This window comes from Nonomuraea sp. NPDC049750 (genome assembly GCF_040659625.1).
GTDB lineage: Bacteria > Actinomycetota > Actinomycetes > Streptosporangiales > Streptosporangiaceae > Nonomuraea.
The window spans coordinates 124,834-140,794 of the sequence record NZ_JBFANB010000003.1; the positions used below are offsets into that span (position 1 = coordinate 124,834).

14 protein-coding genes are annotated in these 15,961 nt (G+C 71.6%); 1 reads left to right on the top strand and 13 read right to left on the bottom strand.

Going from position 1 to position 15,961, the window contains the following annotated elements; all coding sequences use genetic code 11:
* Nucleotides 1-72: 72 nt before the first annotated feature.
* The 10 genes from AB0J16_RS09290 to AB0J16_RS09335 form a co-directional block, all read right to left on the bottom strand.
* A complete protein-coding gene (locus AB0J16_RS09290) occupies nucleotides 73-1,587 on the bottom strand; it encodes a M4 family metallopeptidase (RefSeq protein ID WP_358536399.1) in 1,515 nt (504 codons plus the stop codon).
* Nucleotides 1,565-3,595 (bottom strand): lycopene cyclase family protein, encoded by a 2,031-nt coding sequence (locus AB0J16_RS09295; RefSeq protein WP_358536402.1) that lies wholly within the window; start codon nucleotides 3,593-3,595, stop codon nucleotides 1,565-1,567. Before AB0J16_RS09295 ends, AB0J16_RS09290 begins: the two co-directional genes overlap by 23 nt.
* The gene (locus tag AB0J16_RS09300; RefSeq protein ID WP_358536405.1) at nucleotides 3,589-4,539 is read right to left on the bottom strand and encodes a polyprenyl synthetase family protein; all 951 of its coding nucleotides are present in this window, start codon (nucleotides 4,537-4,539) and stop codon (nucleotides 3,589-3,591) included. The genes AB0J16_RS09295 and AB0J16_RS09300 overlap by 7 nt, the downstream gene beginning before the upstream one ends.
* Nucleotides 4,532-6,109 carry a hypothetical protein gene (locus tag AB0J16_RS09305; protein ID WP_358536408.1) on the bottom strand — a complete coding sequence of 526 codons (1,578 nt, stop codon included), beginning with the start codon at nucleotides 6,107-6,109 and terminating at the stop codon, nucleotides 4,532-4,534. Before AB0J16_RS09305 ends, AB0J16_RS09300 begins: the two co-directional genes overlap by 8 nt.
* On the bottom strand, nucleotides 6,106-6,594 hold the full coding sequence (locus tag AB0J16_RS09310) for a hypothetical protein (protein WP_358536411.1): 489 nt from the start codon (nucleotides 6,592-6,594) through the stop codon (nucleotides 6,106-6,108). The genes AB0J16_RS09305 and AB0J16_RS09310 overlap by 4 nt, the downstream gene beginning before the upstream one ends.
* The gene (locus tag AB0J16_RS09315; RefSeq protein WP_358536413.1) at nucleotides 6,591-7,490 is read right to left on the bottom strand and encodes a cutinase family protein; all 900 of its coding nucleotides are present in this window, start codon (nucleotides 7,488-7,490) and stop codon (nucleotides 6,591-6,593) included. The genes AB0J16_RS09310 and AB0J16_RS09315 overlap by 4 nt, the downstream gene beginning before the upstream one ends.
* Before the next feature lie 224 nt (nucleotides 7,491-7,714).
* Complete coding sequence (locus tag AB0J16_RS09320) at nucleotides 7,715-8,725, bottom strand: ABC transporter substrate-binding protein (RefSeq protein WP_358536415.1); 1,011 nt, start codon at nucleotides 8,723-8,725, stop codon at nucleotides 7,715-7,717.
* A gap of 147 nt (nucleotides 8,726-8,872) precedes the next feature.
* Nucleotides 8,873-9,976 (bottom strand): Gfo/Idh/MocA family oxidoreductase, encoded by a 1,104-nt coding sequence (locus AB0J16_RS09325; RefSeq protein WP_358536417.1) that lies wholly within the window; start codon nucleotides 9,974-9,976, stop codon nucleotides 8,873-8,875.
* The gene (locus AB0J16_RS09330; protein WP_358536419.1) at nucleotides 9,973-10,716 is read right to left on the bottom strand and encodes a sugar phosphate isomerase/epimerase; all 744 of its coding nucleotides are present in this window, start codon (nucleotides 10,714-10,716) and stop codon (nucleotides 9,973-9,975) included. The genes AB0J16_RS09325 and AB0J16_RS09330 overlap by 4 nt, the downstream gene beginning before the upstream one ends.
* A 123-nt stretch (nucleotides 10,717-10,839) precedes the next feature.
* Nucleotides 10,840-11,739, bottom strand: a complete 900-nt coding sequence (locus tag AB0J16_RS09335; RefSeq protein ID WP_358536421.1) for an arginase family protein — start codon at nucleotides 11,737-11,739, stop codon at nucleotides 10,840-10,842.
* Nucleotides 11,740-11,768: 29 nt separating this feature from the next.
* On the opposite strand from AB0J16_RS09335, the gene AB0J16_RS09340 reads away from it, so the two are divergent.
* Nucleotides 11,769-12,407, top strand: a complete 639-nt coding sequence (locus AB0J16_RS09340; RefSeq protein WP_358536423.1) for a CGNR zinc finger domain-containing protein — start codon at nucleotides 11,769-11,771, stop codon at nucleotides 12,405-12,407.
* Nucleotides 12,408-12,524: 117 nt separating this feature from the next.
* Here AB0J16_RS09340 and AB0J16_RS09345 read toward each other — a convergent pair whose 3' ends face one another.
* The 3 genes from AB0J16_RS09345 to efeB all read right to left on the bottom strand — a co-directional run bounded on the left by AB0J16_RS09345 (nucleotide 12,525) and on the right by efeB (nucleotide 15,955).
* Nucleotides 12,525-13,958: a hypothetical protein gene (locus tag AB0J16_RS09345; RefSeq protein ID WP_358536425.1), complete on the bottom strand. Its 1,434-nt coding sequence runs from the start codon at nucleotides 13,956-13,958 to the stop codon at nucleotides 12,525-12,527.
* Nucleotides 13,958-14,512 carry a LemA family protein gene (locus AB0J16_RS09350; RefSeq protein WP_358536427.1) on the bottom strand — a complete coding sequence of 185 codons (555 nt, stop codon included), beginning with the start codon at nucleotides 14,510-14,512 and terminating at the stop codon, nucleotides 13,958-13,960. The genes AB0J16_RS09345 and AB0J16_RS09350 overlap by 1 nt, the downstream gene beginning before the upstream one ends.
* Before the next feature lie 189 nt (nucleotides 14,513-14,701).
* Nucleotides 14,702-15,955, bottom strand: coding sequence for an iron uptake transporter deferrochelatase/peroxidase subunit (gene efeB / locus AB0J16_RS09355; RefSeq protein WP_358536429.1), 1,254 nt, complete (start codon nucleotides 15,953-15,955; stop codon nucleotides 14,702-14,704).
* Between the last annotated feature and the right edge of the window lie 6 nt (nucleotides 15,956-15,961).

Sequence of the window (15,961 nt, forward strand, 5' to 3'; positions counted from 1 at the left end):
ACCCCTGTGCATTCGGCTGAGCCTAAGGGCCGCAGACACCCGGTTTCAAAAACTTCAAAGAACCTGCGTCTATCAGCAATTGGGCTCGTTGGGGTGAGCGGGGACGCTGACGGCGTTCCACGCGTCGCGTACGGCGCGCAGTCCCTCACAGCCGAACAGCTGCAGCCCCGCCTCCATCGAGGCGCGGCGGGCCTCCTCGTGGCTCCATTCGTACACCTTGCGGTTGAGGGTCTCCATATAGACCATGGCCGCCTGGCGGACGCCGATGCCATGCACGACCGAACCGTTGCAGGTGGGGCTGCCCGGCCGGGCGGCGTCGACGGGGGCGGACCCCTCGGCCAGCAGGTAGAACCAGTGGTTCTGCACGCCGGCGGCGGCGTGCACCTCCATGTCGCGCACGGCCTCGCTGAAGCACTTGGGGTCGCCGACCTTTGACGGGTCGTACATGTTCCGGATGGGCCCCGTGCCGACCAGGTCGACCTGCTCGCCTATCAGGTAGTCCGGCGGGTCGGCCTGCTCGTTCAGGTACCACTCGGTCACCGTCCCGAAGATGTCGCCGGTCGACTCGTTGAGGCCGCCCTTCTCGCGCGTGCCCTGCGCGCCGCCGGGCGTGAAGTCGAAAATGGCGTGCCCGAGCTCGTGCATGACGACGTCGGTCGACGTCGCCTGCCGGGTCCGGCTGAGGTTGTGGCCGAAAACCGTTTTGAACGTGTCGTAGTACGCGTTCGCGTCGTCGTACCCGACGCGCATCGGGAAGCTGCGGCCGTAGCCGTCGAACCCGCCGGGCTTGCTCAGCCACCGATCCAGCATGTCCCAGCCCCCTTGCGCCGCGTGCATGGCGTCCACGCAGGCGGTGACCAGGTCGGTGCCGGTGCCGTTGCCCCAGTCGTCGTCGGGATCGGTGTAAGTGCGGCCGTCCAGGCCGCCGCAGCGCACTCCCGACCGTACGGGGTCGGACATCCCGTACAGGGTGGACGATCGGGTGGTGTCGAAGGGGATCCGGCCGTGGTAGTAGCTGCTCCCCACGCCGTCGGCCACCTCGTCCCAGGAGTCGATCACCTTGCCGGTGCGGGCGTCGACGAAGACGTGCAGCCGGCTCGGGCGCGTGCCCTTGACGCCGGTGATCACCGTTTCGTACGCCAGCACGCCGCCGCCCCGGGCCAGGACCGTCAGCGTGGGCGGCGTCATGTCGGTTCCCGTGCCGACCTCGCGGCGGGCCGCCGTCCCCGCGTCCTGCGCGGACACCTCCGGCCGGGTCTCCACCGACAAGGCCTGCTCCTGGTTGATGGAGGTGCTGAGCACGCGTCCGTCCGCGTCGGTGACCACGACGAAGTCCCCGCCGCGTACGGGCAGGCCCGCGTACGTACGCTCGTACGGGACATAGCGCAGCCCGTGAGCCCCGGACACCACGCGGCCCCGCACGAGAACGTCCTGGCCGGAGCGGTGGATCAGCTCTGGCCGGTCGGCGACGAGGCGGTCGGCGGCGGAGGCGGCCAGGGCCGAGGGGTCGGGCGGTGGTACGGCGACGTAGGGCGGAACGGTCAGCACCGCCGCCATCGCCACCTTAAGGACAGTCGCACGTCTCATCGGGGGTGATCCTTTCGGTGACTTCCGCGGACGGGGCATCGATCGAGGCTCTGATCGTCAGAACGTGCGCGCGCAGGATGCGCGCCGCGCGCGCGACCGGGACGCGGCCGGCGGCACGCAGGGCGAGGTCGATCTCGCCGCGGCAGGCACGGGACGCCACGGCCAGCGCGGCCGCCCGCACGTGCGGGTTGTCCGTGCCGGTGAGGCCGGGCATGCCCAGGAGCTGGGGGAGCGTCGAGGTCCGCGCCGCGAGCATCGCCCGGGTGGTGGTGGCCAGGCGGGTCGGCCCCCCGCGTAGCGCGAGAACGTCCTCGGCCAGCAGGAACGCCCGTCCGCAGTGCCCGCCGAACTCCCTGAGCGCCTCCATGACCGCCGTGCCGGCGCCGCCGAGCTGCGCCCCGATCCGTATGGGGAACTCGAAGAGCGCGGCGAACAGGTCGCCGGCGTCGGTCGTGCCCGGGTCGGCGATCCTCTCGGCCCTGATCCTGGTGAGCTCGGCCAGCCAGTCCGCGAACGCCCAGGACGCCTCCGGAGCCGACTCCGCGACCAGGCGTGCCGCCTGCGACAGCAGGAAGTCGCAGGCCAGCACGGTGACGGCGGACTCCCAGTCGACCCCGCGCGCCTGCCCCCGCACCGGCACACCCGCTTCCGGCGCGCCGATCAGGGACAGGGCGCCGAGCGCGGCCAGGTCCATCGCCGCGCCGGCCCCCGCCAGCTCGGCCTGGGGATGCGCTCCGGCCGCGACAACCCCGGCCAGCAGCAGCGACGCCGGGCGAAGCCCCGCCCCTGCGGTGAGCAGTCGCGCGATGAAGGGCCACTCCTCGCGCACCGCGGACACGGCCGTCTCGGCGCAGGCGGCCAGGAACGGGCTCAGGTACAGGCGGTCGTCCGGGTTCAGCTCGACCGGCTCGGCCGCTTCCCCGGCCGACAGCATGCCCCGCCGGGCCAGCGCGAAGATCGGCTGGTCGCTGTGCGCGGTGGCGGCCAGGACGCGCCAGGCCAGATGGTAGCGGCGGGCCGCGTGGCGGGCGGTCTCGAAGTGGCCGACGTACGCACGGGCCAGCCGCCGTGCGTACGCCTCGCGCGCGGCGCCGGGATCGTCTGGATGCGCGGCGATCGCGTCGGCCGCTAGCAGCGCGCTCTGCACCGCGTAGCCGAGCCCTTCGCCGGTGAACGGGTTGACCAGCCCGGCGGCGTCCCCGACCAGCAACCGGCCCTCGTGCCCGGCGAGCGCGGGGGCGAACCCGGTGCTGACCGGCCCGGACACGAGCTCACCGAGGGGCCGGGCCGTCGCGAACACGGGGTCGGCCCCGGCGAGCCGCTCGATCGCCGAGGCCAGCAGATCGGCCGCGCTCTCTTGCCGGTCTCCGACGCGGACGGCGCCGACGGCGCACGTCCCTGGTCCCGCGGGCATGATCCAGATCCCGGCCGGGCGGTCGTGCGGATCGGCGGGGGAGGGGGGCACCAGATGGAGCAGCAGCCGGGAGCCCCGCTCCGGCAGCGCGAACCGCTGGACGACGGCCATGCCCTCGCCGTGCGGCCGTCTGCCGGGCAGCGAGCCCGTCCCGAGGACGACATGCCGGGCCAGGACCGCCACCTGGCCACCGCCTGTGGCGATCACCGCCCGGTGCCCGTCGGGGTGCGGCTCGCAGTCGGTCATCCGCCCCGGCAGCATGGCCGCGCCGAGATCGGTGGCGAGCTCGCGCAACCGCGTACGCAGCCACTCACGATCGCAGACGGCGGCGCCCACGCCGGGGAGCGGACGGGCCGGACCGTCGCCGAACCGGACATCCACCCCGTCCACCGGCCATGCTCCGTCGAAGGCCGCGACTCCGAGGGCGCGCAGGGCGTCCATGGCGGAGGCGCTGAGCGCGACGTCGTGGGTCGCCCCCGGTTCGCCGCCGTCCACCAGCAGGGTGCGCAGCCCGTGCCGGGCCAGCGCCGCGGCCGTCGCGCCGCCCGCCGGTCCCGCCCCGACCACCAGCACGTCCGTGCGGCGGGTCAGCACGGGGTCTCCCGCCACAGCGAAGTGGCGACCTGGAGCAGTGCCTGGCGGCCCGCGCCGCCGTCGCCGAGGGCGGCGAGCGCCTCGTCGTGGGCGGCGCGCGCCAGATCGTGGGCGGCGCTGATGCCGCCGTAGGCGATGACGAGCGTACGTACGCGCGGCAGGTCCGCCGCGGTGAGCGCCGGGTCGAGCAGGAGCGCGGCCAGTTCGCCCGACGGCGCGTCACGCAGCGCGCACAGCGTCGGGGCGCCGAACAGGCCGAGCAGATGATCGGTTCCGGCAGGTTTGCCGGAATCGGTGCTCGGTCCGGCCAGGTCGAGGCAGTCGTCCAGGATCTGGAAGGCCACCCCCAGATGGAGACCGAAGGCGGCCAGCGCCTCGGACCGCGCCGATCCCAGCCGCGCCTCCGCCGCGCCGAGCACGCAGCACAGCCGGAACAACGCGCCGGTCTTGCGCTCGACGAGCTCGTCGTAGTCCGCGAGCGTGTACGTGGTGTCGAAGGCGCGTTCCACGTCCAGCAGCTCGCCCCGGGCCAGCTGGGCGACGGCCGCGCTGATCAGCCGGTTCGGGCCGGTGCCCAGGTCGGCGGCCTCCGTACCGGCCAGGGCCAGGCAGGAGAGTCCGGCCAGCACCGCCGGTTCCGGCCCCGCGACCAGGTGCGCGGTCGGGGCGCCGCGGCGGGTCGGCGCCCGGTCGATCACGTCGTCGTGCACCAGCGAGGCCAGGTGCAGCAGCTCCACCACGGCGCCGAGCCGCACGACCCGCTCCGGGTCGTGCGGGCCGCACCGCGCGGCGGCGCCGAGCAGCCTCGAGCGCAGGCGCTTGCCGGGCCGGTCGACGAAGCCGGTCACCAGGTCGCGGGCCGGCCGGGGGAGCCCGGCCATCAGCCCGCGCAGCCTGTCCTGGACCCGGGCCGAGTAGGCCGTGACGGCCGTGGTCTCAGGCATCCGCCCCGACCGGGCCGAGGTACTGGACGGTCGGCACCCGGCTGAGGATGGTGTGCATCTTCTGGTAGAGGTCGTCGCCGTTCATCATCGTGAGGAGCTGCTGCCGGTTCATGCCCACGGTCTGGGCGAAGAGCGCGTGGATCTGCTTGGCGGCGGTGTATTCCTGGGCCGAGAGCCGCGGGCGCAGACCGTCCACCACCTTGGCGGCGTCGCTCACGTGCTGTGCGGTGATCACCCGGTCAGGGGTGTCGGGTGTGGTCAGGACGGTCTCCAGGACCGATCGGTACGTTTCGTACAGATGCTTGGCGTAGTCCTTCTCCAGGGCACTGGCCTCTCTGCCCTTCACGCGGTCGACGAGCGCCTGGAAGTTGACGTAGAACAGGCGGACCAGCATCCGGCCCACCCGGCTGCGCAGCAGGAAGTCGTCGCGGAACCGGTCGGCGAGTTTCTCGTCCCCCACCAGCGGCAGGTCGTACATCTCGCCGGCCCCTTCCAGGAACGAGCAGTTCACCTGGGTCCAGTCGATCCGGGTCCTGCCGTCACCGCCCAGGCACACGGCCGCGCCGGCGTCGCCGTCGTGCAGGCAGAACCCGGTGTCGACCTGCACCATGTCGTCGAACATGTAGAAGTCGTGGTTCGTGAAGAAACCGAGGTCCACCGGGGTCACGCCGATGCCGACGACGATGCTGGAGGTGTACCAGCTACCGGCGCCTGCCTTGTCCACCTTCATGTCGAAGTCGATCACGTCGCAGGTGACGGGGAAGTCGGGGTCGCCCAGGTCCTGGTACGGCCGGACGTTCATCTCGGCCAGGATGGGCCCGATCCGGGTGCACAGCCCCGAGTAGTCGGAGGCCATGCCGACGAGCATGCCGATCAGCGGATGGCGGACGCCTATACGTGGCATCTCCTTGTTCTCGCTGGTGGTGAACTCGTCGAAGTTGTCCATGTCGGTGATCTTGACGACCGCCGCGTCGACCAGGTTGCGGCCGTCCTTGCGCAGCCTGGTGAACCGGGTCAGCTCGCCGATGGCAGGGCCGGTCCCACCCGCCCAGGTCCCCTGCACGATGACATCGCCCGGCACGGCGCCGTGCGTCGATCCGACCGCGTGCCCGGCGGTCAGGATGGACGGGGCCCCGCCGTTGGACAGATCGCGAACGAGGCAGCCGAACGTGCCCCAGTCATCTGTCCGCTCGTTGCCGATTCCGACGCCCTGGTTCGCGGTTTTCCGCAGCGTGGCGTTCTGGGCCGCCGGGCTCCGCCGGCCGCCCTCGCGGCCGCCCTGGCGGCCGCCCTCCCGGCCGAACGTGTACGGGCCGGCCTGGATGACGTCGACGCCCCATTTGCGGCCGTCCACCTCGACCGTCCTGGGCAGCAGGCGGCTGCGCGCCACGTACCCCTGCGGGCGCTTTTTGGCCACCGACGCGACGACCACGGGCTCGTCGGTCAGCTCGCCACCGCGCCGCCGGAACCCGTAGCCGAACGCGGTGGTGCCGGGGACGGCGGCGAACGCCCCGAGCACGGCCTCCTTCCCGCGCTTCAGCGCCTCCTCGTGCTCAGGAAGAAGTCTCATGAACGTCGGTCCCCCTTCAGCCGGAGATGGCGTTGTCGCAGCCCACCGAGCCAGAACACGGCCGCGGTGTCGTCATTGGGGCTGAAGTCCGTGGACACCGTCGCCACGGCCAGCGCTGTCAGCGCCGTCAGCGCGTCGCCGCCGTTGTCGGCGGCCTTACGGGCCAGGCCGTCGAGCAGCCGGTCGCGGGAGGCGCCGGTCAGACCGGCCGCCGCGAGGTCGCGTACCGCGTCGCGGACGAGCTGGAAGCGTGCGGGGGCGAGCTCCGGCAGGCGGACCCGCAAGCGCTCGGCGGTGGCCTGCGACACCCCGTGCTCGTCGGGGAACGGCACGGGATAGACCGCGCCTAATCGCGCGACCTGGAGGACCATCTCGATCTCCTGGCCGGTCAGCGTCTGTTTCGGGGGAGTCGCGGCCCCGGTCACCCCCGCCAGGATCGTCACACCGGCGGCGCGCAGGACATAGCGGCGCGTGAGGTGGTTCACGCCTGGGCCTCCTTGACGTCGGGAGCGGGCCTGCCGTCGCAGCCGGCCAGGGCTGTGGGAGTGCCCGCCTGACGTACGCCGGACTGCAGCGACGGGCAGAATCCCTCGGGCAACGGCGGCATCGGCTTGAGCACGGGTGGGGACGAGGGCGACTGGAGCAGCCGCCTGGCGAAGGCGACCGCCATCGCCCTGTAGACGAGCAGTTCCTGGCAGCAGACCGGATAGTCCTGGGTGTGGATCTGCCACAGGAACAGACCCGCCGTGAGGGCCCAGTCGAGGGTCTTCTCCTCGGGCGCGTCGCAGATCGGATCGCCGACGATGCAGAAGTCGGTGGTCCTGTCCTGGATGTCGGCGGGCAGGACCTTCTTGCCCAGGATGCCGCCGCCCACGCGCGCGTTGGGCAGGCCGTTGTCGGCCCCGACGGTCGCGTCGTAGGAGGTGTCCCCGCCGCTCTGGGGGTCGGAGATCATCAGCACTGCCCGGATGGCCTTGCGCTCCTCGGCGTCCAGCATGGGGAGCGCCTGGTTGATCACCATCGCGCCCTGCGAGAATCCGATCAGGCCGATGTTCATCCCCGGGCACATGCGTACCAACCGGCGTACGGCGATCGTCAGGATCCACTTCCCGTCGATCAGCGACGGCGGGAACGCCTTCAGGCTGACGTCGCCCGCGGGATAGGGCAGGGAGTACGTCTTGGTCTGGTCCGCCGGCAGGACGGTCAGCGCTTCCTGGGCGTACACCCCCGTCACCCCGGACATGCCCAGCGGATCGCTCATGGCCTGCGCGGAGCCGCGCAGCCCGATGATGAAGTACGGGGCGCACTGCAGCCCGGACCGCGCGCCCTTGGTGGCCACCGCGTTCGGCGCCGGGACCAGCGCCAGGATCAGCAAAGTCACTATCGGCAGGATCCGCCGCATATGGGTCCTCCTCGTGGCTATGTTGAGGACGATGACAGAGCGCGCTGACTTATCGCTTTCATCGGGCAGGCGTCGCCCTCCACCGATGTCAGCGCGATGAAATCGATCCGGGATCAACGGCACCTGGATCGAGGACTTCGTCCCCGGGCGCAGGGGCGGCCGTCTCGCGAGGCTGAAAGGGAAGGGACGCCTCGGGAAGAGACCTAGACGGGCGGCCGGGCGATCTCCGCGCTGAACCTGTCGACGAGTGTCTGTTTGGCGCGGCCGGCGACCGCCACGTCGTAGGAGACCAGCTTGACCGTCGCCGGGTCGGCCGCCTTGGAGTGCGCCGGCACCGTGGTGTTGGTAGGTAGGGCGTAGAAGTTCACCAGCGGCCCCAGCCGCTGGGATTCTCCGCTCAGCGCCCAGTCGACGTACTTGCGTGCGCTGTCGGGGTTGTGGGCCCCGGCCAGTACGGCCAGGCCGCCGAGCTCGTAACCCGTGCCCTCCTGCGGGAAGGTCACTTGCAGGTTCGGATAGCCCTGCTCCTGGGCGGCGACGCAGTCGTGGGAGAAGACGACGCCGACCGCCGCCTCCTCCTTGGCGGCCTGCAAGGCGGCCGCGCTGCCGGAGGAGTTGTATCTCAGCACGTTCGGGTGAAGGCCGCGCATGTAGTCGAGTGCCTTGTCCTGGTCGCGGCCGTTGAGCTCCACCTGTGTCCACAGGGCTGTGTAGGCGGTTCCGGAGGTGGCCGGGTGGGCGATGGCGACGCTGCCGCGCAGTCGCTCGTCCAGCAGCTCCCGCCAGGAGTGGATCGGCTGCATGCCGCGCTTGGCCAGCTCCTTGGTGTTGTTGCAGAAGGCCAGCACGCCGGCGTAGATCCCGCTCCAGGCATACTCCGGGTCAGTCCACCCGCGCCGGATTTCACCGGCTTTGTCGGATTTATACGGCGCCAGCAGCCCCTGACTCTTGGCGGCCACGTAGGAGTCGGCCGGACCACCATGCCAGACGTCGAACTCCTGCCGCGCCCTGGCCGCCTTGATCCGCTCCAGCGCCTCACCACTCGACAGCCGGACGAATTCGGCCTCCACGCCGGTGGAGTCGGAGAACCTCTTGACCATCATCGCGCACCATCGCTCGCTCGCGCCGCACGCGACCGTGATCTTGTCCCGCCTCGGCGTCGAACAGCCCGTGGCCAGCAGGATCGCGATCAATGCGATGGCCAACGGCCTCATAGCCACTCCCGGGGGGTTCGTCGACGTCGCGCCCACGTGCCGATCCCATTCGACACTCCGCCACGAGAGTCACGCAACCGATCTCCCCTTTAAGGCCGACCCGCTCACGCTCGGCTGACCAAGCGTGAACGGGCCGGTCTGCCACGTCTACGTCAGCGTGGCGGCGTGCGGGTCCCAGCCGTCGGGCAGTGGCGGCGGGGTGGGTGACGTGGTGTGCAGGCGGCGCGCCTCGCCGTCCTCTCCGGCCTCGCCGATGGCGGTCATGATCTCCAGTACGTGCTGGGCGAGCGCGCCCGAAGCCCGGTGCGGGGTCCCGGTACGCAACGACCTGGCCATGTCCAGGACGCCCAGGCCGCGTCCGGCCGTCGTACCCGTGACGGGCAGTTCCCGCCACTCGGCGTCATGCGGACCGCGGGCCAGCAGCTGCCCGTCGAAGTTATTCGGGTCGGGCAGCGACAGCGCCCCCTCGGTGCCGATGATCTCGATCGTCTGCCGGCGGATGGCTGAATCGAAGCTGAACGTCGCGGTCGCGCTGGCGCTGCCCACGAAGTCGATCAGCGCGTTGACGTGCGTGGGAACCTCCACCGCGAACGCCGTGCCCGCCTTCGGCCCCGAGCCGATCACCCGGTGGTCGCGGGCCCGCCGGGTGCTGGCCGTGACGCGGGCCGCCGGGCCGAGCAGGGCGACGAGAGCGGTCAGGTAGTAGGGGCCCAGGTCGAACAGGGGACCGGCGCCACGCTGGTACAGGAACTCGGGATTGGGGTGCCATGACTCGGGGCCGAGGCTCTGGAAGGCGGCCGTGACGCCCACCGGGGTGCCGATGAGGCCGGAAGCGAGCGCCTTGGCCGCCGACTGGAGCCCCGCGCCGAGGAAGGTGTCGGGGGCGTTGCCGACGAGCAGGTCGAGGTTCGCCGCCTCCGCGGTGACCTTGGCCGCCTCGTCCATGTCCAGGGCCAGCGGCTTCTCGCTGTACACGTGCTTGCCCGCGCGCAGCGCCGCGAGCGCCACGGCGGCGTGCGCGGCCGGGATCGTCAGGTTGACGACGATCTCCACCTCCGGCAGCGCCAGTACGGTCTCGACGGTGCCGGAGACCGGCACTTGGTGCTCGCGCGCGGCGGTGGCGGCCCTGGCCGTGTCGAGGTCGGCGATCCCGAGCACGCGAACGTCGGGGAAGGAGGACAGCTGACGGAGATAGGTGCCGCTGATCACACCGGCGCCGACGATGGCGACGCCTACGGGTCCGGAGCTCATGAAGCGCTCAGCTCGGTGAGGTAGTCGTGGCTGCCGGCGAGCGCCTCGAAGATGTCGCCCGCGCAGCTGTCGAGCTCCACGATCCGCCAGGTGTCCGGGCTGGCCGCGAGGATCTCCGGCACCGGCATGACGCCCTGCCCCACGGCCACGTGCGGCTCCTCCTTGACGCCCGGGCCGTCCTTGACGTGCAGTGCCAGGATCCGGGAGGAAAGACCGCGCAGCAGGGCGGGCACGTCGGCGCCGCCCACGGCGGCCCAGTAGGTGTCGATCTCCAGGAACACCTCCGGAGCCAGCAGGTCGGCGAGGGCCTCCAGGGCGTGGCGGCCGTCGATCCGCGGCTCGATCTCCCACCAGTGGTTGTGGTAGCCGATCCGCATGTCGTACGCGGCCGCCTGCTCGGCCAGGCCGTTCAGCAGGTCGGCGGTCCTGGACAGGCCGTCGCGCGTGGTGAACTCCTCGTGCGCGATGCCACCCGGGATGATCACCAAGTCGGTGCCCACGGTGGCGATGGCGTCGAAGACCTCGGCCGGCTCCTTGCTGAGCAGCGCGTAGGCGTGCGTGCTCGAAACGGTCAGTCCGAGATCGTCGGCCACCTGCCGGAAGCCCTTGGGATCGCCGGTCGGGTCGAAGGGCTCGACGGCCCCGTAACCGATTCCGGCTATCCGGCGCAGCACGTCGTTACGGTCGGCGGCCAGTTGATCCCTTACGGAGTAGAGCTGCACGCTGAGCGGCTTGGTCACTTCGGCTCCCTGACTGCTTTAGTCCACAATCTGTACATAATCCTCCGAGGTGGATCAGGCATCGTCAAGGGAGTACGGCCCGTCGTCCCATCAGTCGGGACACCCTCGCCTGAGGGGTAAGCCTCACTGGTCGGTGGCGAGCGCCGTCGCTAGGACGTCCACGAGGAGGGCGGCCTGGCTGCCGTCCTGGTCGAGGTCGGGGTCGAAGATGGTGAGCTCCAGTCCGGCGGCTCCCGGGAGGCTGAGCAGGCCACGAAGCAGCCCCGCCAGGCCGTCCGAGTCGGGCCCGCCGGGCGTGGGGGAGTCGACCGCGGGCAGTATCGCGGAATCGAGCACGTCGGCGTCGACGTGGATCCAGAAGCCGTCGAGGTCGTCGCGGACCAGCACCTTCCTGGCGACGTCGAGGGTGCCGGGTCCGAGGTCGGCGGCGGGCACGTACGCGAGACCGGACTCTTTGACGTCCCGCAGGTCCTCCTCGTCGCGGACGCCGAGCACGATCACGTCCTCGTCGGCCACGTACGGGCGCAGACCGCCGATGTCCGTCAGGTAGTCGTCTCCACGGCCGGTCACCAGGGCGAGGCTCTCTCCACCCGCCGAGCTCACGTACGGGGAATTGCCCAGGTTGCGGAAGTCGGCATGAGCGTCCAGGTACGCCAGGCCGTAGCGTCCCCTCTCGCGCAGCGCGAGGGCCGGGCCCAGCAGGATCGAGCAGTCGCCGCCGAGGACGATCGGGAAGGCCCCCGACTCGCGGATGGCGGCGACGCGATCGGCCAGCTTCCTGGCGTACGCGGCGATGGCCGGGCCGTTGCGGACCCCGTCGCCCGGCTGCCAGGTGGCCACATAGCGCGGCGGAACCACCGCGCCCGCGTCCTCCGCGCCGATCCGCTCCCGCAGCCCGGCGTCACGCAGCGCCCACGGGGCCTTGTAGCAGCCGGGAACCGCGTCCGGGGCGGGCGGGCGCAGGCCGAGGTTCGAGGGGGCATCGAGGATGGCGAATCTCGTGTCAGGGGTTATAGTGCTCATAGTCCTGACGGTAGCAGGAGGAAAACGAGATGCGCCAGTACGTCGATACGGGGTTGGTGGCGTTGGACCTCGCCAACACGTGGGACGAGTATCTGGACGAGCCGGAGCGGCTGCCGGACCCTGCGGCGCTGCGGCAGTTCTGCGCGGAGTTCGGCGAGGAGGAGTTCGGCGAGGAGGAGTTTGGTGAGGAGGAGTTTGGTGAGGAGGAGTTTGGTGAGGAGGAGTTCGGCGAGAAGGAGTTTGGTGAATCGCCTGGTGAAGAGCCCGAGTCGCCTGGCGAGCAGCCTGAGCTGGCCGCTGTTCGGGAGATGCGCGGGCGGTTGCGGGCGGTGCTGGCCTGCGAGCCGCCGGAGCGGACGCGGGCGCTGGCCCGGTTCGCGGCCGGGCTGCCGACGCGCGTGGCCGTGGAGGACGTGGACGGGGTGCCGGTGCTGCGGCTCGCGGCGCCCGACGGCGCGGGGACGGCGGACCGGCTGGCGGTGCGCGCGGTGCGCGAGCTCCTCGACGTGGCTGCCGCAGGGGATTGGGCACGGCTGCGGTTGTGCGCGGCCTCGCCGTGCCGGGACGCCTTCATCGACCGGAGCCGGCCGGGGCGGCGGCAGTTCTGCTCGACCCGCTGCGCCAACCGCGCCCACGCCGCCGCCTCCCGCGCCCGCCACCACACCTGACCGGCCCCCTCGCCGGGTTCGGCCCGCCACCGCCCCGCTTCGGCCCGCCACCGCACGTGACCGGTCCTTCGCGCACACGGAGCCGATCGGGTATCAACCCCGAGGCCGACGGCGCGGTCAGGAACGCATGCCGCCGTCCTGCCCTCCCCACCCCGGCCGGATCTCGCCGAGGTTGCGTGGGGCGTCGATCAGGTGGTCCTGGGTGTCGGCGTAGTGGCCCCGGTGGGCGGTGTTCCGTAGCACCTCGATCTCGCCGATCCAGCCGACCCGCCACCCGGCCCTGGCGCGGACCACATCGCCCTCCGACAAGCGGCTCCACCGGTCCTCGGCCACGCCGTACGCCTTGAGCTCGCGGCCCCGGCCCTCGTCGATCGCGCACCAGTAGACGTACTTCGGCCGGTTCTCGTTGCCTCCCGACCGGCGTCTGCGCAGGCGGACGATCTGGCCTTCGATCCAGGTCTGGCCGGTGAAGTCCAGGAGGGCGCGCACGGCGGGCACGGCGGCGATCGCGAGGCCGACGGCGAAGCCGCCAGGCTGGGCCAGAGCCTGCGGCCACAGCTCGAACGCGGACAGGACGATCAGCACGATCCACGTCCAGAAGCCGACGAAGAACCCCGCCGCCAGGCCGCGGCCGATGGCGTGCAGCGGCGGCCTGCCCCAGATGAGCCGTGACGGGTAGCGTACGTCCACCGCGTGCCACATGCCGCCGTAGTCGGACCAGGCGCGGCGGTCGTCGGCCGGCACGCTCACCGGCAGGCTGCGCACCGCGCGCGGCGCGAGCCCGAGAGCGGCCGCGTACGCCAGGGGACGGCCCCAGATGGTCACGCTCGCCGCGGGCTTGTCGGCGAAACGGGAGTTCGACAGGCTCTCGCGTACGGCCAGCCAGTGCCCCGCCGCCTGGATGCCCAGGTCGGTGCCGCGTTCGCCGTTCAGCCGACCGGCCAGGTAGACCAGCGCGGCGTAGGCGAGGACGCCCGCGCCGATGCCGCCGTCGCGGTCGGAGTCGGCCGAGGCGTCGGCCAGGGTGACCGCGACGGCCACCAGCGCGGCGGGTACGAGCGCCGCCGCGAACAGCAGCGTCGCGTGCGCCCGGCTCCAGCGCGCCCGCGACAGTCCCCGCCGCCGGGCGTCGGCGATGACCTTCTTGCGGAAGCTCTTCCACCAGCGGCCCAGGTTGCGCGAGCCCTCTGCCAGCGCGCCGGTCGCCACGACGCCGTCGCGCGCGAGTGAGCGTACGTGCTCATAAACAAGCTGCTCGTACGGGTTCAGCCCCTCGGCCTTGCGCAGCCGTACCAGGGACAGCTCCGGTCCGACCTCCTCGATCTGGACGGCGCCCCGCGCGGCGAGGTCGAGCAGGGTGGCCGAGGCGGCCTCGTCGCACAGGCGCCAGCCGCCGGTGATGAGGTCGACCACGGCGGGTGATTCGTCCGTAGGCGCGCCGCCGGGCGGGCCGGGGGTGACGTCCGGGGTGCGGGTCGCGAGCGCGAGGGCCAGCAGGAGCAGCGCCCATAAGGCGGTGGCGACGGCCGCCGCGGCGAACCAGGCGGTCATCAGAACCGCACCTGTACGGGCCCGCGCTCCTCGCCGGGCGCCTGGAAGTATTCGCGGGCGGTGAATCCGCCCATGCCCGCGACGATGTTGGCCGGGACGGTCTGGATCGCGTTGCTGTAGGTGAGGACGGCGTCGTTGTAGTACTGGCGGGAGTAGGCGATGCGGTTCTCGGTGGTGGCCAGTTCCTCCTGGAGTTCGGCGAAGTTCTGGCTGGCCTTGAGGTCGGGGTAGGACTCGGCGACCGCGAACAGGGTCTTCAGGGCGCCGGTCAGCGCGTTCTCGGCGCCGGCCTGCTCGGCGAGGCTGTGCGCGCCGAGGGCCTGCGCGCGGGCGGCCGTGACGGCGGTGAGCGTCTGCCGCTCGTGGCCGGCGTAGCCGCGTACGACCTCCACCAGGTTGGGGACCAGATCGTGGCGGCGTTTGAGCTGCACGTCGACCTGTGCCCAGGCGTTCTCGACGGCGTTGCGCTTGCGGACCAGCCCGTTGTAGATCACGACGATGAGGACGGCGATCAGCAGAAGGAGTAAGGCGAAGGCCCCAACAGCAATGATCACAACGGCCTCCCTGACGTGTCACTGCGCTTGCTTCATGTGAACAGGTCAGGCTTGCAACCGGCTGTACATCAGGCGAAGTAGATCGGCTCTACGTCAAGCGAAGAGCGCGCCCCCAGTCAGGTGAAGCGCGCGCCCCCAGCCAGGCGAGAAGCGCGCGTCCCCAGTCAGGCAAGGAGCGCGCGTCCCCAGTCACGCGAAGAGCGCGCGTCCCCAGTAGTCACCCGCGTCCCGCATCCCGGGAGGGCAGGCCCACAGCCCGCTGGAGATGTGCTTGATGTACTCGTTGAGCGCGTCGCTCTTGGCCAGCCGCATCTGTACCGGCACGAACTGCTTGCGCGGATCCCGCTGATAGGCGATGAAGAACAGCCCGGCGTCGAGGCGGCCGAGCCCGTCGGAGCCGTCCACGAAGTTGTAGCCCCTGCGCAGCAGGTGGGCGTCGCCGTTGGTGCTGGGATGGGCCAGCCGGACGTGGGCGTCGTTCTTGATGAGCGCCCCGCCGTCGGCGCCCTTGGCCGCGAAGTCCAGCGGGTCGAACTCCGCCTTCTTGCCCAGCGGCGCGCCGGCGCCCTTGTCCCGGCCGAAGATGGCCTCCTGCTCGGCCAGCGAGGTACGGTCCCAGGTCTCGACCATCATGCGGATCTTCCGGGTGACCATGTAGCTGCCGCCGGTCATCCAGGCGGGGCCGTCCTGGGCGTCCACCCACAGCTGGCGGCGCAGCAGCTCGGCGTCCTCCAGTTTGAGGTTGTTCGTGCCGTCCTTGAAGCCCATCAGGTTGCGCGGCGTCGCCTGGGCGCGCGAGGTGGAGGACGTACGGCCGAAGCCGAGCTGGGACCAGCGGACCGACACCTTGCCGAAGCCGATCCTGGCCAGGTTGCGGATGGCGTGCACGGCGACCTGGGGGTCGTGCGCGCACGCCTGCACGCAGATGTCGCCACCGGATATTTCCGGAATGAGCGCCTCACCAGGAAATTTCGGGAGGTCGGCGAGGGCGGCGGGGCGCTTGTCCGCCAGGCCGAACCGCTTGTCGAAGAGCGACGGCCCGAAGCCGATCGTCAGCGTCAGCCCGGAGGCGGGCAGGCCGAGCGCCTCGCCCGTGTCGTCGGGCGCCGCCTCGGGGACCCCGCCGAGCGTGCCGAACGTGCCCGCCTCCTTGCCCTGCGCCATTCTGGCGGCCGCGGCCGTCCACTCCTGCAGCAGCTCGACCAGCTCGGCCCGCTTGTCGGTGGTCACGTCGAAGGAGACGAAGTGCAGCCGGTCCTGGGCGGGCGTGACGATGCCCGCCTGGTGCTCGCCGTAGAAGGAGACGGGGTCGGAGATCGAGGCCGCGTGCGCGACCGGCGGCTCTTCGAGCAGCGAGCGCGTGGCCACGGCGCCGACGCCGACGGCCGCCGCCCCCGCCGCGCCCATGCCGAACAGCTTCCTGCGGCTCATGCGCTCGCTCATGGTCCT

What these genes read in the sequence shown, in the direction of transcription:
- AB0J16_RS09290 (WP_358536399.1), bottom strand. Translation starts at nt 1,587, where the DNA reads ATGAGACGTGCGACTGTCCTTAAGGTGGCGATGGCGGCGGTGCTGACC.
- AB0J16_RS09300 (WP_358536405.1), bottom strand. Translation starts at nt 4,539, where the DNA reads ATGCCTGAGACCACGGCCGTCACGGCCTACTCGGCCCGGGTCCAGGAC.
- AB0J16_RS09305 (WP_358536408.1), bottom strand. Translation starts at nt 6,109, where the DNA reads ATGAGACTTCTTCCTGAGCACGAGGAGGCGCTGAAGCGCGGGAAGGAG.
- AB0J16_RS09320 (WP_358536415.1), bottom strand. Translation starts at nt 8,725, where the DNA reads ATGAGGCCGTTGGCCATCGCATTGATCGCGATCCTGCTGGCCACGGGC.
- AB0J16_RS09325 (WP_358536417.1), bottom strand. Translation starts at nt 9,976, where the DNA reads ATGAGCTCCGGACCCGTAGGCGTCGCCATCGTCGGCGCCGGTGTGATC.
- AB0J16_RS09335 (WP_358536421.1), bottom strand. Translation starts at nt 11,739, where the DNA reads ATGAGCACTATAACCCCTGACACGAGATTCGCCATCCTCGATGCCCCC.
- AB0J16_RS09340 (WP_358536423.1), top strand. Translation starts at nt 11,769, where the DNA reads ATGCGCCAGTACGTCGATACGGGGTTGGTGGCGTTGGACCTCGCCAAC.
- AB0J16_RS09345 (WP_358536425.1), bottom strand. Translation starts at nt 13,958, where the DNA reads ATGACCGCCTGGTTCGCCGCGGCGGCCGTCGCCACCGCCTTATGGGCG.
- efeB (WP_358536429.1), bottom strand. Translation starts at nt 15,955, where the DNA reads ATGAGCGAGCGCATGAGCCGCAGGAAGCTGTTCGGCATGGGCGCGGCG.